Source organism: Pseudochrobactrum albidum (genome assembly GCF_051851455.1).
Taxonomy (GTDB): Bacteria; Pseudomonadota; Alphaproteobacteria; order Rhizobiales; family Rhizobiaceae; genus Pseudochrobactrum.
The window spans coordinates 22433-36419 of the sequence record NZ_JBPVTR010000020.1; the positions used below are offsets into that span (position 1 = coordinate 22433).

General features: G+C 53.2%; 10 protein-coding genes and 1 pseudogene. 6 read left to right on the plus strand and 5 right to left on the minus strand.

The window, feature by feature from the left end:
* The first annotated feature begins 84 nt into the window (after nucleotides 1–84).
* Entirely contained in the window at nucleotides 85–1269 is a 1185-nt protein-coding gene (locus ACSTTO_RS04725; RefSeq protein WP_439272180.1) for a DUF2333 family protein, read from the plus strand.
* A 130-nt stretch (nucleotides 1270–1399) separates the two neighbouring features.
* On the plus strand, nucleotides 1400–2371 hold the full coding sequence (locus tag ACSTTO_RS04730) for a small ribosomal subunit Rsm22 family protein (RefSeq protein WP_439271994.1): 972 nt from the start codon (nucleotides 1400–1402) through the stop codon (nucleotides 2369–2371).
* Between the two features lie 76 nt (nucleotides 2372–2447).
* On the opposite strand, the pseudogene ACSTTO_RS04735 reads toward ACSTTO_RS04730, so the two are convergent.
* A pseudogene (locus ACSTTO_RS04735) lies at nucleotides 2448–3145 on the minus strand (OmpW/AlkL family protein).
* Between the two features lie 463 nt (nucleotides 3146–3608).
* On the opposite strand from ACSTTO_RS04735, the gene ACSTTO_RS04740 reads away from it, so the two are divergent.
* Nucleotides 3609–4133, plus strand: coding sequence for a GNAT family N-acetyltransferase (locus tag ACSTTO_RS04740; protein WP_439271995.1), 525 nt, complete (start codon nucleotides 3609–3611; stop codon nucleotides 4131–4133).
* Between the two features lie 44 nt (nucleotides 4134–4177).
* Here the strand turns inward: ACSTTO_RS04740 and ACSTTO_RS04745 are convergent, their stop codons facing one another.
* Genes ACSTTO_RS04745 through ACSTTO_RS04760 form a run of 4 tightly spaced genes read right to left on the minus strand, consistent with a single transcriptional unit; the run spans nucleotide 4178 to nucleotide 11093 of the window.
* Nucleotides 4178–6262, minus strand: a complete 2085-nt coding sequence (locus ACSTTO_RS04745) for a hypothetical protein (protein ID WP_439271996.1) — start codon at nucleotides 6260–6262, stop codon at nucleotides 4178–4180.
* Nucleotides 6262–9159 carry a DUF4159 domain-containing protein gene (locus ACSTTO_RS04750; protein WP_439271997.1) on the minus strand — a complete coding sequence of 966 codons (2898 nt, stop codon included), beginning with the start codon at nucleotides 9157–9159 and terminating at the stop codon, nucleotides 6262–6264. The genes ACSTTO_RS04745 and ACSTTO_RS04750 overlap by 1 nt, the downstream gene beginning before the upstream one ends.
* Entirely contained in the window at nucleotides 9160–10089 is a 930-nt protein-coding gene (locus ACSTTO_RS04755; protein WP_439271998.1) for a DUF58 domain-containing protein, read from the minus strand.
* Nucleotides 10089–11093 carry an AAA family ATPase gene (locus ACSTTO_RS04760; RefSeq protein ID WP_439271999.1) on the minus strand — a complete coding sequence of 335 codons (1005 nt, stop codon included), beginning with the start codon at nucleotides 11091–11093 and terminating at the stop codon, nucleotides 10089–10091. The genes ACSTTO_RS04755 and ACSTTO_RS04760 overlap by 1 nt, the downstream gene beginning before the upstream one ends.
* 222 nt (nucleotides 11094–11315) lie before the next feature.
* Here ACSTTO_RS04760 and ACSTTO_RS04765 point away from each other — a divergent pair, with 222 nt between their 5' ends.
* From ACSTTO_RS04765 to ACSTTO_RS04775, 3 genes are read left to right on the plus strand one after another with little or no spacing between them, the layout of a single operon-like run.
* Nucleotides 11316–11936, plus strand: coding sequence for a DUF1285 domain-containing protein (locus ACSTTO_RS04765; protein ID WP_439272181.1), 621 nt, complete (start codon nucleotides 11316–11318; stop codon nucleotides 11934–11936).
* 15 nt (nucleotides 11937–11951) lie between these two features.
* Complete coding sequence (locus tag ACSTTO_RS04770) at nucleotides 11952–12626, plus strand: CoA pyrophosphatase (RefSeq protein WP_439272000.1); 675 nt, start codon at nucleotides 11952–11954, stop codon at nucleotides 12624–12626.
* A 5-nt stretch (nucleotides 12627–12631) separates the two neighbouring features.
* A complete protein-coding gene (locus ACSTTO_RS04775) occupies nucleotides 12632–13888 on the plus strand; it encodes a CCA tRNA nucleotidyltransferase (protein ID WP_439272182.1) in 1257 nt (418 codons plus the stop codon).
* The last annotated feature ends 99 nt before the right edge of the window (nucleotides 13889–13987 follow it).

Consider the following 13987-nt stretch of genomic DNA (forward strand, 5'->3'; position numbering starts at 1 on the left):
TTTTTTTATGGATATGCTGGGCGCGGACAGGCAAAGGATGGAACCGTGACGATTATTGGAAATATATTGACATTTATCGGGCATATGGTTGTTGCGGTCTTGCGGCTGGTTGCTGTTCCCTTCGCTGCTTTGTGGCGCATTTTTATGCAATTCGGCATCTTGTGGAAAACTGTTATTGCCGCGGTGCTGCTGGGCTTTTTTGCTCTTTATGGATATTTTGTTGTCCAGACTCAGATCTGGACTGATTTTGATCCCGATTATCCGGCAAAATACAGCTACCAGACGGCGATAACGCCGGGGGAAGCTGTTGAGCCCGCTAAGAATGCGGGTGCGCAGGCCAAATCGCAGGCCGATCACAGCCCTGCCAATGAAAATGCCGGAAATGCGCAGAATACCAATACTGAAGATGAAGGTGTTTCGGCGGCCAATAATGGCGCGGACAATGCAGGAGCGCGTATTTGCGCACCATCAGCCCTGGCAGAGGTGACAGCTGATTTGACTGATTTTAATGTTAATAAGAATGCATGGATTTCCTCCATGCTGTTTTACAAGGCGGGGTTCTTTGGTCTTGACTGGGATTGCACACCGTTTCTTGATAATAAGGCATCGTTCCAGCGGGGTGTGCATTCAGCTGTGCGCCGCACTGCCATTGAACTGGTGGATTCGCTTGGCCGGCTGCGTGGTACATCGCAGATTGATAATGACTTGCAAAAAGCCCGCGGTAATGTGCAGTTTCGTGAGGATACCTGGTATTTTGGCCTCAATCCGTTTGGTTTTAAAACGCCAACGCCGCATTATTACCGTTCAGCTATCAGGGAGCTGCGCGCCTTTAATCAGCGCCTTGAAAAATGCGAGGCAATTTTTGATGCCCGTGCGGATAATCTTATTCAATATGTAGATCGTATAGCCAGTGATCTTGGTTCAACTTCAGCTATTTTGAAAGACCGTTCTGACAATTATCATGCGGGCTGGTTTGACACCCGCGCCGATGACCGGTTCTGGTTTGCCTATGGCCAGCTCTATGCTTATTACGGCCTGCTGCGAGCAACCCATTCGGATTTTAAAACCGTTCTGGCTGAAAAACATCTTGATGGCTTGTGGGATACGATGGAGCAGCAATTGCGCTCGGCACTGGAGATGCAGCCGGTTATTGTCTCCAATGGCCGTCAGGATGCGTGGTTTACCCCGTCACATCTCACAACAATGGGGTTCCATATTTTGCGTGTGCGCTCCAATCTGGTGGATATTCGTCAGGTGCTGGAACGCTGATAAAACGTGAAACATGAGTTTTAAAATCACTTTGCTGCGCCTTAACGTATATTTTATCTGGAAAATCACTTCACAGATCTGGAGATAAGCGTTAAGGCGCTGCTGGAATTTTATAATCCGGGGCAGAGTGATGGAATTACCAGTGGCTTTAAAACAGGCCGTGGATGCGCAATTGCAGCATGTGCCGCTTGGCGATTTGCAGCGTGCTTCTGCCATGTTAAGCCGTCGCTACCGTGCGGAGACGCGTGACGGGCGCTGGCATTTATCGGATGAGCTTGCCGCCAAAGCCTATCTTGCAGCGCGTCTTCCGGCAACTTTTGCCGCTGTCTTTTCTGCCTTGCAGGAGGCGGCAGCGGTTTGTCCGGATTTTGCGCCGCGCAGCCATCTGGATGTTGGCGCAGGCCCCGGCACGGCAATGTGGGCAGCCTGCACCTTGTGGCCTGAGATGGAAACAGCATTGATGCTGGAAGGCAGCAAGGCTATTCGCACAGTGGGGGAGGCGCTGTCTGCCCATGCGCCGGTGGGGCGGGCGGAATGGCAAGCTGTGGATGTGCGTGCCGGTTTGCATAATGCCCGTGCCGCATCTCTGGTAACACTGGCTTATGTGCTGGACGAACTGGAGGAACCGGCGCGTGAAAAACTGATTGCGCAATTATGGCAAATGACAGAATCCATGCTGGTTATTGTGGAGCCGGGCACACCTGCCGGCTGGCAGAGGATTATGGATGCGAGAGCACAATTGCAGGCGCTTGGCGCCCATATTGCCGCGCCTTGCACGCACCGGCTTGCCTGCCATATTCAGTCGCCGGACTGGTGCCATTTTTCCCGCCGCGTGGCGCGATCCAAAATCCACCGCTTGACCAAAGAGGCGGATGTGCCGTGGGAAGATGAAAAATTCAGCTATCTGGCTGTGTGCCGCGAACCGGTACTGCTTGGCGGACAAAGAATATTGAAACAGCCTAAAACCGGCGGCGGTAAGGTCAGTATCAAATTATGCAATAAGGATGGCGTTGTGTCCGAGCGTTTGGTGACCAGACGCGACAAGGAATTGTTTGCACAAATGCGCCGGGCGGATTGGGGCAGCCTGATTTTTACGGATTAGTTTTTAGAAATTGATTTGTGTAAAAAAAAGCCCTGCGCATGGATTGACGCAGGGCTGAACCGTTTCTGGACGGAAATCAGAAACGGTAGGTGATGCCTGTACCGATCAGCCACGGATCGAGCTTGGCTTTGCCGCTCAATTGTGTTCCGCCGACTGTGACGTCAAAATCCGGGCGCAGATAAAGCTTTTTCACATCAAGGTTGAAGCCCCAATGGTCGTCAATCATATAGTCAAAGCCAACCTGCAGCGCGCCGCCAAAGGTGTTTTTAACTTTCAGGTAATCTGAATCATGGGCCTTTTGATTATAGAAGAAAGTGTAGTTCACACCGGCGCCGATATAAGGTTTGAAAGCGCCGAAATTGGTGAAGTGATATTGCATGGTCAGAGTTGGCGGCAGCAGCCAGACTTTACCGACATCCAGCCGTCAATGGCATCTTTGCCGGTGATCTTGGAATAAGTGGTGCCGAGGATAAGCTCTGCTGCAAGATTGTCGGTAAAATAATAGGAAATATCCAGTTCCGGCACGATAGTGTTGGAATATTTCAGGCCTGAATCCGGAATTTGGTCAACATAGCCGGAATTTTCAGGCACAACGCCAAGGGCGCGCACACGGATCTGCCACGGGCTTGTGGCTGCCGGAAGCGGCTCAGTGATCTGCGGTGCCTCCGGCGCAATGATTGCATCGGCTGCGAGCACAGGCTGGCCTGCAAAAATTGTGAGGGCAGATGCGGACAGAAGAGCGCAAATGTGACGTTTTGCCGGAAAAATTACCATGTTCGATTTTCCTTAAACTATATCAAGAATATGGCCTGTCTGGCACCGGACAGCCTGCGCCCCATTGATTCAAATCAATAGGCGGCAATAAAATGCTGTATTGCAACATGTTGATTATTCAGTGTGATAAAACTGTCACTGCAATCGGCAGTAAAGCAGTCAACAGGCCGGTTCTCTCTTCGGGCATATGGTTTGAAAACAGCATTATTTTTTATACCGGCAGTTTTTGCAGGCTCTTTACGTTGCATCTGAATAATGATAAATACGGCCGTCCGCACAGCTTTGCGGTATATCCGTTTCAGGAGAACAAAATTGACAGGTCTGCAGTTCATCCGACGATGAGATTGTGAACGGTGCGCGGCACCGGTTGATGCCTGTTTGCGTTTTGCGCCTTATATTCTGCGCAATTCGCATTTCCGGATTTATAGCCTGAATAATTTATAGCCTGAATAAGTGATATGCCATGTTGCAGACTGATCTGATCTATGCGCAGGAAACCTGTGCTCATGATGCGGAAATCGAAGAAATCAATGCGCTTGCCTTTGGTCCGGGCAGATTTGTGCGCGCTGCGGCACGTATCCGCGAGGGCGGGCCGCATGAGCGTGATCTGTCTTTTGTTGCTTTGCATGGCGGGCGGGTGATCGGCTCTGTGAGGATGACACCGATTGCAATCGGCACCACGCCTGCATTATTGCTGGGACCTTTGGTGGTGCGTGATGGCTGGAAAAACCGGGGTATCGGCCGGATTTTGATGCATCAATCCATGCAGGCTTCCGCAAAAGCAGGGCACCGGCTAAGCCTTTTGGTGGGCGATGCGCCTTATTATAATGCATTTGGCTTTATTAAAGTGGATGCAGCCAAGGTGATTATGCCTGCTCCGGTTAACCCGGAACGGCTACTGGCCTGTATCTTGCCCGGCAGTGAAAAACAGGCCGGCCCTGCGCTTGATGAACTGGCAGGGGTTGTGCGGCATATCAATCAGCTGTGAGGCGGGAAGGGGCGGTTTCAATAATCTTGAAACCGCTTTTATTATCAGCGCCCTTCACGATACCATGTGCCGCCGAGAATGAGCAGCAGAGCCGCCAAAGCCAGCAGGCTGGTAAAGAGCGGTATATGATGTACAGCCACCAAAACTGTATCCTGTGTGGGGCGCAGGCCGAGCTTGCCTTGCGGGCTTTGCTTCTGCGAGGCGTTCATCAGCATAATATCCGGCACTGTGATGGCATTTTGTTGTGCGGCTTGCCGCAGCCGCAGAATATTGCCGCCGCTTGAAGCTGCCACGGGCTGCAATTTTTGCGTGGTGGAAATAATGTCGCGCTGTTCCGGTGTATCCGCATTGCCGACATGGGCAAGCACGGAATAATCACCATTTTCTATCCGGTACAGCCCTTGTTCGCTCACCGTTACATCAGCTGTAAACCGGCCGGCAACAGATTGTAGCAGGTCTGCCTCAAAGACCTTGCCGGAAGGTGCGGTAATTTTGGCGGGCGGCACTTTATCGCTCATGGTCTGACGGGTGATTTGCAGGTGGCCGGCGCTGCCTTTTGCGCTTAGTGCTTCTTCCTCCAGTTCCGGTTCCTTCATCAGCCAATGCGCCATACGGCGATAGAGCGAGGCATAGGGGCCGCCGCCTTCAAAATCACGCGCCCAGAGCCATCCCTGATCAGACAAAAGCATGCCAACCCGCCCTTTACCCTGATGGCTCAGCACCATCAGCGGCTTGTTATCAGGCCCCTGCATGACCGTTTCCCCTTGCGGCGGGGCAATATTGATCGAGCGGAACCAGCGTCCCCATTGCGGTGGTTCCTGTGTGCTGCCCTCAAGACCACGGGTTACAGGGTGGCGTTTTCCGGCCTCTGTAAGGCGCGGATAAAAGCCTTTTTCCGTGATACTTCCGGTTGGTAATGCCGGCAAAACACCAAGAAGCGGCGTGCGGGCAATAGACATGCTGCCTGCATATTCAGGGCCTGCGGCAATCAGCAGGGCACCGCCGTTTTGCACATATTGGGCGATATAATCATAATAGAGCAGCGGCAGCACATTGCGGTGCTGGTAGCGGTCAAAAATGATAAGATCAAAATCTTCCACCTTATCGACAAATAATTCGCGCGTTGGAAAGACGATCAGCGATAATTCGTTGATGGGTGTATCATCCTGCTTTTCAGGCGGGCGCAGAATGGTGAAGTGAACAAGATCAACAGATGTGTCGGATTTGAGCAGGTTGCGCCATGTGCGTTCACCATTATTGGGCTCGCCGGATACCAGCAATACACGCAGATTTTCGCGAATGGCATCAATCAGTGCCACTGCCTGATTATTGGCAGCGGTAACCTCGCCCGTGATCGCGCCGGTTGCTATCTCTATAATATTGCGTCCGGCATGGGGCAGGGTGATTGCAGTTTTGGTATCCTGTCCGGGCACGGCGCGGATAGTGGCAACAGGCTCACCATTGATGCGGATAGTGACCATGGCAGCCTGCATCCCGGCTGGCATTTTGCCTGTATCCTCAACACGAAACACCAGATCCTGCGGTTTGCCGGCAAGGCCAAAACGCGGTACGCGGATAAAGCGGATGCTGCGGTCAAACTCATCGGCTGCGCCGGTAATCAACGCATGGAGCGGCATGGCGGTGCTGAATTCATCCGGTTTTGCCGGCACATCATGCACCTGACCATCGGTGATCATAATTGCCCCGCCAATGCGCGATGGCGGCACATCGCGCAAGCCCTTATTCAATGCCTGAAACAGCTGTGTATTATCGCGGTTGTTGGCCTGTGTTTCAATTATCCGCATTTCTATATCGGGTTGTGCGGCAAATTGTTTTTTCAGAGCTTCAAGTGCGCTGTCCGTATCCTGTGTGCGCTTGCCCTGAGACTGGCTGGGGCTGCGGTCAACCACAATGGCGACAATGGTTTTGAGCGGATTGCGCTGTTCGCGGGTTATTTCAGGGTTAAGCAGGGCAAGGGCAAGGGCTGCAAAACCGGCAAGGCGCAGCCAGCTGCCGCGTTTGCGCAAAATAAGGCCGGTTATCGTTATCAGTGCCAGCGGCATAAGGCACAAGACCAGCCAGAGCGGGCTTAAAAGCGGCGAGAATTGTAAGGAAAATAAATTGGACATCAGTTGCCAAGCCTTTCCAGAAGCGCAGGCACATGCACCTGATCGGCCTTGTAATTTCCGGTCAATACATACATCACAATATTGACCCCGCCGCGCAGGGCATAAATACGCTGCATCGGGTCATTGGGCACTGTGGGATAAAGCGGTTGCCAGTTTTCATCCATTGCCCATGCACCGGCAAGATCATTAGCAGTAATCAAAATCGGGCTTACACCATCTCCATTGCTAACCGGCCTGCCGGCCGGATCATTATTGCGATTTGCCGTGTTATTGTCCGGCTGGGCTTCTCCCCAGAGCGGGCTGCCACGGTAACGCCCGGGAAAATCGGGCATAAGATAAAAAGTTTTGCTCAAAACATGATTATCAGCAACGGGACTGAGCGGGGGGATATTCATCATATCCAGCATATCGCGCAGGCGTTGTGTTGCCGGGCTGGTGCCGCCAGTGCCTCCGGCATTGCCGGTCAGCTGATCCCGCGTGTCAAAAAGCACCGTGCCGCCCTGCTGCATATAGGCATCAATGCGCTGCAGGGCTTTTTCACTCGGAAACGGGGCTTTTGCATCAACCGGCCAGTAAATCATGGGGTAAAAGGCCAGTTCATCCTTTTCCGGATTAACGCCAATCGGTGCGCCTGGCTCCAGTGCGGTTTTATCCGCAATAAACTGGCTAAGCCCTGAAAGCCCCATACGGCTGGTTTCATCAATGGTCTTATCGCCGGTGATGACATAGGCCAGATGCGTAACATCAAGCACAGCGATTTTTTCCCCGTCACCGGGTTTGCTGTCATCTTTTGGGGATGCGGTTTCTGCTGCCTGTGCAGGGGGGAGAGCAAACGGCGCTGCGGCAAAGAGCGGGGACAGTGCAAATAATAGCAACAGGGATTTCAGCGCGCCGGAATTGCGCCGGCTGAAATTTCTGATGCTGTTGCGGGAAAAAACACCGCTGATCCATAAAATCATAAAACCATCAAGCGCCAGCAGCAGTGCTGCCAGTGCAAACAGCCAGCCTTGCAGATTGATGCTCTGCGCTTTTGTGGCCACAACCATGCTGACAGTGGTTGCCATCACAGGTTTTGCAAGCGGTGCCATGGTGCTGTTGCTGTTCATCAGGTTTAAGGCTTTATAGGCCTGTTCTGTGCCGTAAAGGCCAGGGGGTGTGAGGGCGGAGACGAGAGGCGTTTTGCCTTTTTCAACCACCAGCGGTTTGGCCGCGCGTGGCTGGCTGCCCAGATTGCCCGCTGCATCCAGCAGGCGATAGGCGGGCAGTGAGGCGGCTTGTTCAATGCCGTTATCACCAGCCTGTGTTGCGGAAAGCTCGGTTATACGATGCAGCAAATCAACAAAACTGCCGGATAATGGCAGGTTAGACCAGCCGACATCCGGCGCAATGTGAAACAGGATCACACGCCCTGATCCGCGGTTTTCACCGGTGATCAGCGGGGTGCCGTCTGTAAGATTGAGCCAGCTTTTTTGCATCAAGTCGGCAGAGGGCTCTGCCAATACCTGTTTGAGCACGGTTATATCATCAGCCAGAGCAATGCCATGAAACGGGCTGTTTTGCGGCGCCGGTGCAATATGCTGCGGGGTTGACCAGGATAATGTGCCGCCAAGATTGCGCTGGCCGCCGCGCAATTGCACCGGCAGAAGCGGATCACGTTTGGCGGTTTGTTCATTCGTTTGCGCCGCTGCCAAACGTGGGCCGGCAAAGCGCAGCAAGGTACCGCCGTTTTCAACCCATCGGCTGAGTTTGGCAGCGGCATTTTCCGGCAGGCGGCCGATATCAGACAAGACAATAATTGACGGTTTCTGTTGCAGAAGCCTGTCAACAGATTGCGCCAGATCCTGTTCATTGGCGCTAATCAGGTCGGCAAAAGGGGCCATGGCAGATGAGATATAATGCAAAGGCGAAAGCAGAGAATGTGCCTTATCGGCATTGCCCGCATTCAGAAGCCCGACACGGCGGCGGCGGTTATTTTCATCAAGCAGCCATGTTGCGGCAGCCTGCGCGCTGTTATCAATACGCAGCATTGCCGTGTCGTTGCGCAATTCTACCGGAATTTTCAGTTCAGCATTTGCTGTGGCCGCCCCTTGTGCAAAATCTGCACCTGTGCCGGCTAGCACCCGCCCTTGATTGTCATAGGCCGTGATGCGCAAATTTTGCGCTGTATTATTCTGTTGCGGGCGCAGCAATTGCACTTTGAGCGCATCGGGATGATTGGCCGCACCGGTTATTGCATAAAGTTGCGCATCTTCCGGCATGATCAGTTGCAGAGAACTGGCTGCAATTTTATCCAATGTTGCAAATGCGGTTTTATCCTGTGGTGTGGCCAGCCCGTCTGTGAGGTAGAAAATGCGGCTTTGTGGTTTGCCGTTGAGGGCAGTTTGCAGGCGTTTTGCTGCAATGGCACGATCAACCGGAACGGGGTGCGGCTTCAGGGCTTGCAGGCGCTCTGCTGCCTGTGCTGCATTAAAAGGGCCACTCTCACCGGCTTCAGCATCAGCGGTTGCGATGAGGAAAACCGGCGCATCATTTTTCTCTGCATTATTGATCAGCCATTGCGCCTGATTTTGAAAGGCATCCCATCGGGGTGCAGATGCCCAGCCATTATCAAGCATGATGGCAACCGGCTGAGAACCGGTGAAACCGACAGGGAGCGGTTTCCATACCGGGCCTGAAACAGCAAAAATTATCAGGGCGGCTATCAGTAAGCGCAGCAGGGTCAGCCACCAGGGGCTTTTGCTGGCTTGCTGATCATGGCGGATAAGACGCGCCAAAATAGCCAGTGGCGGAAATGGCTCCTGCGCAGGCTTTGGCGGTATGGCACGCAGCAGCCACCAGATAACGGGCAGGGTTGCAAGGCCGGCAAGAAGCCAGGGGGCGGTAAAGATGAGCGGCATTTATATTTTGCCTCCGCCGGAAGAAAAACCTGAACTGAGAAAACCGTGCAGGGTTGTTAATGCATGGGCGGCAGGCTTGTCGGTTAATGTGCTGACATAACTCCAGCCGTAAGCGGTGCAAAGATCACGCAAATAATCTTTCTGTGCCTGATAGAGCCTGCGATAGTCCTGCGCATAATTTTGCGCCTTGCCGGCTGTGAGCTTTTGCCCGCTCACGGGATCTGTAAATTCTGTGTGGCCGGAAAATGGAAAATCCGCTTCTGCCGGATCGGCAACGGCAATCAAATGGGCGCGGATGCCGCGTCCGGCAATTTGTGCAAACTGTTTTTGCAATTGATCTGCCGGCTGCAGAAAATCGCTGATCAGCACCAGCTCATTAAAAGGTTGTACTGGTTGCAGATCAGGCTGCAGCGGCAGATTGCCATGCCGCGCAAGGGCTGTGGCCAGCCGTTCAGCGCCATTGCGTGCCACCAGCGGGGGCAGCACATCGGGATAGGCGATACGCTCGCCCGAGCGGCTGAACAGTTCTGCCAGTGCAAGTGTGAGCACCAATGCACGCTGCTGCTTGGAAACAGGGCTGAATTTTGAGCGGTAGAGCATGGCGGGAGAGGGGTCGCACCATAACCAGATTGTATGGGCGGTTTCCCATTCACGATCGCGAATATAAGTGTGATCATCCCGTGCAGAGCGCCGCCAGTCAATTTGTGACAGCATATCGCCCTGCATAAAGGGACGAAACTGCCAGAAATTATCGCCGGTGCCACGCTTGCGCCGCCCATGCCAGCCATTGATCACTGAGCCTGCAATCTGGCGCGCCTGTGTGATAATGTCTGGCAAAAGTGCAGCCTGCAGGCGTGAGGGCGCCAGCAGATCGGCTGCCTGCTCTTTATTGACGATCGCGCCTGTTGCAGACATGAAATTTGCAGCCATTAATCAAGTGCCTGTGTGAGTTTGGCAATCACATCATGTATGTTCACGCCATCGGCGCGTGCGGCAAAATTCAGCGCCATACGATGTTGCAATACCGGTTCTGCCAGTGCCTTTACATCATCCACAGAAGGGGCAAGGCGGCCTTCATAAAGGGCGCGGGCGCGGGCGCAGAGCATCAGAGCCTGTCCGGCACGCGGACCCGGCCCCCAGCTGATATGGTTTTTTGCATGGATATTATCCGCATCCGGACGGGCAGAGCGTATCAGCTTTAAAATTGCCTCAAGTACAGTCTCCGGTACCGGCATCTGGCGCACAAGCTGCTGGATTTCCTGCAGGCGGGCGGCATCAATCATCTTGGCAGCGCATGCCTGTGCCGTGCCGGTGGTGTGAAGCAAAATGGCGCGTTCTGCCTCAATATCGGGATAATCAATATTGATCTGCATCAGAAAACGGTCAAGCTGGGCTTCCGGCAGCGGATAGGTGCCCTCCTGTTCCAGCGGGTTCTGGGTTGCAAGAACATGAAAAGGGCTTGGCAGATCATAACGCTTTCCGGCAACGCTGACATGATATTCCTGCATGGCCTGCAACAGTGCCGACTGGGTGCGCGGTGAAGCGCGGTTAATCTCATCGGCCATCAGCAATTGGGAAAAAACCGGCCCTTTAATATAGCGGAACGAGCGGCGCCCCTCGCTATCCTGATCCATCACTTCAGAGCCGATAATATCAGATGGCATGAGATCTGGCGTGAACTGGATACGCTTGCTGTTAAGGCCTAAAACTGTGCCAAGCGTTTCTACCAGACGGGTTTTGGCAAGCCCCGGAACACCGACAAGCAGCGCATGGCCGCCGGCAAGCAGAGCCGTGATTGTGTTTCCTACCGCCTGTTGCTGGCCATATATAACCTGACCTATCTGCGCGCGGATTGAGGCAATATCGCTCACAGCCTGATCAGCGGCCTTGACCACAGATTGAGGATCGGTTTTTGGAGCAGCAGTGAAATTCATTCTTATCCTCTTAAATCGTGGCTTAAGTGCTGATTTTGCAGATGTGGTTTGCAGTGGCGCTGGTTTTGCCTGAGCGGCAGATAACCGACTTTACTTGAATCATCGGGCAAGACTATGTCATGCTGATGGGCAGGTAAATGGCAGGGCAGGGTTTAATTCGCGCTGCATTGAATTATCCGATCATACTCTTGACAGGAATATGGAATGAAGAGCGGCGCAAATATGAAAAACAGCGGCAATGCCGGTGGGGCAATGAATACCGGGAGCGGGCTGGATGCCCTGATGCGCCGTGCCGCCGCCCATATACCGGAGGGAAAACAGGGCAGAAGCCTGCCGCCGGTGGAAAAATGGGAGCCGGATTTTTGCGGTGATCTTGATATAGAGATCAAGGCGGATGGCACATGGTTTTATATGGGCACGCCGATCGGGCGGCCTGCATTGGTGCGATTGTTTTCCACTGTTTTGCGCAAGGATGCGGATGGCCGCACCTATCTGGTTACGCCGGTTGAAAAAATTGGCATCCGTGTTGAGGATGCGCATTTTATTGCTGTTGAAATGCATGTTGAAGGTGCCGGTGAAACACAGGTTTTAACCTTTCGCACCAATGTTGGCGATGTGGTAATAGCCGGTGCGGAGCACAGCCTGCGCTTTGTGATTGATGATGAAACCGGCGGGCTGAAGCCCTATATTATGGTGAGAGGCCGTTTGGAGGCGCTGGTCAGCCGTGCTGTGATGTATGATCTGGTGGCGCTTGGCGAAGAGATGATGATTGATGGCACACGGATGTTTGTATTGCGCTCGCAGGGGCGGGTTTTTCCGGTGATGCCAGTTGATCAAATGTGATTTTTTGAGTGATGAATGGCTGAAACAGAATTTACCGCACAGGATTTTATCGAAAGAATACAGAAAAAACAAAATCTTGTATCGCTTTCTGATGAGTTTGATTCAAGTGGTTTGCCGGCGAGCGGTGACCATGTGCTCAATCCGCAATGGAGCAGCAATTCTGTAACGGGTTGTGTTGACCGGCACCTTAAAGTGAAGCTGAAACCGGCGGCGGTTCTGGTGCCGGTGGTGGATCGCGGTGATCATGCCGGTGTTTTGCTGACGACACGCAATGCGCAATTGCGCAGCCATTCCGGGCAGGTGGCCTTTCCCGGCGGCAAGATTGATGCCGGAGATCAGAGCCCTGAACATGCGGCACTGCGTGAAGCCAATGAGGAGATCGGGCTTGATGTGAGGCAGGCACAAATAATGGGGCGGCTGCCGCAATATATGACCGGCAGCGGTTATGCCATTACACCGGTTTTGGCTGTGGTGCGCACACCGTTTCAATTGCGTGCCAATCCTGATGAGGTGGCGGATATATTTGAGGTGCCGCTGAATTTTTTGATGGATCCGCGTGAGCATCGCCGTGAAAGCCGGATATTTGCCGGACATGAGCGGTTTTATTACGCTATTCATTATCAGAATAGGAATATTTGGGGGGCAACAGCGGGTATTATCCGCAGCCTCTATGAAAGGCTTTATGCGTGAGTGAAATAAAAAAAACAGCCCTTAATATTGCTGATCGTGCAAAGTGGCTTCACACAGCCGGCTTGCAGAAATTGCTGGCTGCCTTGTCTGATGGCGGGGAAGAGGCGCGTATTGTGGGCGGGGCTGTGCGCAATACGCTGTTGGGCGAACCTGTGGGCGATGTTGATATTGCAACCACGACCTTGCCGCAGGAAACCGGAAAACGCGCAGTAAATTGCGGTTTTAAAGTGGTGCCGACCGGTGTTGATCATGGTACGGTAACGGTGGTGGCGCATGGTGTGCCTTATGAGGTTACAACGCTGCGCACGGATGTGGAGACATATGGCCGGCAGGCCAGTGTTGCTTTCGGGCGTGACTGGCAGATTGATGCGGCGCGGCGTGATTTTACCATTAATGCGCTTTATGCATGCGCCAATGGCGATGTGGTGGATTATGTCGGCGGGCTGGCAGATATTGAAGCCCGCAGATTGCGTTTTATCGGTGATGCGGAGCAGCGCATTCAGGAGGATTATCTGCGCATTTTGCGGTTTTTCCGGTTTTTCGCATGGTATGGTGCCGGGCGACCGGACGCAGAAGGCTTGAAAGCCTGTGCCAAATTCAAAACCTCTATGCAGAGCCTGTCTGCCGAGCGGATCTGGTCGGAGCTGAAAAAGCTGCTGGCAGCGCCCGATCCCTCACGCGCCTTGTTATGGATGCGTCAGTCTGGCGTTTTGAGCCAGATTTTGCCGGAGAGCGAAAAATGGGGCATTGATACGATTCATGCATTGATCCGCAGTGAGCAGGATCTGGGCTGGCAGCCTGATGCACTTTTGCGTCTGCAAGCGATTGTGCAGCCTGATGCCGCGCGCATGGCAGGGCTTGGCAAAAGGCTGCGCCTGTCCAATGCGGATAAAGCGCGGCTTGAAAATTGGGCATTGGCTGATATGCCAAAGCCGGAATTATCAGATACGGGGCTGATCAAGCTGATTTATGGCGGCTCGCGGCAGGCACTGACCGACCGTATCAGGCTGGCACTGGTTGCTGAGCGTGCCGCAGCTGAAAATGATGATCAGGCTATGATGCGGGCAGGGCATTACAACCGCTTGCTGGAAGTGGCGCTGACCGCGCAGATACCGGTGTTTCCTGTGAGCGGGGCTGATTTGATGCAACAGGGTTTTGAAAAAGGGCCGGCTCTCGGACAGGCGCTGAAGGCGCTGGAAAAAAAATGGCTGGATTGCGGATTTAAACTTACGAAGGAAGAGCTTCTGGCAGGATTATCCTGATTAAACAGGGCGGGAATGCCGCCCTGTTTTATTATGTTTTCAATTATTTAAAGACAGTTCCTTGCAAGATGATTCATTGGCCTGATTATATTGATCAGG

What these genes read in the sequence shown, in the direction of transcription:
- ACSTTO_RS04725 (WP_439272180.1), top strand. Translation starts at nt 85, where the DNA reads ATGGTTGTTGCGGTCTTGCGGCTGGTTGCTGTTCCCTTCGCTGCTTTG.
- ACSTTO_RS04730 (WP_439271994.1), top strand. Translation starts at nt 1,400, where the DNA reads ATGGAATTACCAGTGGCTTTAAAACAGGCCGTGGATGCGCAATTGCAG.
- ACSTTO_RS04740 (WP_439271995.1), top strand. Translation starts at nt 3,609, where the DNA reads ATGTTGCAGACTGATCTGATCTATGCGCAGGAAACCTGTGCTCATGAT.
- ACSTTO_RS04745 (WP_439271996.1), bottom strand. Translation starts at nt 6,262, where the DNA reads ATGTCCAATTTATTTTCCTTACAATTCTCGCCGCTTTTAAGCCCGCTC.
- ACSTTO_RS04750 (WP_439271997.1), bottom strand. Translation starts at nt 9,159, where the DNA reads ATGCCGCTCATCTTTACCGCCCCCTGGCTTCTTGCCGGCCTTGCAACC.
- ACSTTO_RS04755 (WP_439271998.1), bottom strand. Translation starts at nt 10,089, where the DNA reads ATGGCTGCAAATTTCATGTCTGCAACAGGCGCGATCGTCAATAAAGAG.
- ACSTTO_RS04760 (WP_439271999.1), bottom strand. Translation starts at nt 11,093, where the DNA reads ATGAATTTCACTGCTGCTCCAAAAACCGATCCTCAATCTGTGGTCAAG.
- ACSTTO_RS04765 (WP_439272181.1), top strand. Translation starts at nt 11,316, where the DNA reads ATGAAAAACAGCGGCAATGCCGGTGGGGCAATGAATACCGGGAGCGGG.
- ACSTTO_RS04770 (WP_439272000.1), top strand. Translation starts at nt 11,952, where the DNA reads ATGGCTGAAACAGAATTTACCGCACAGGATTTTATCGAAAGAATACAG.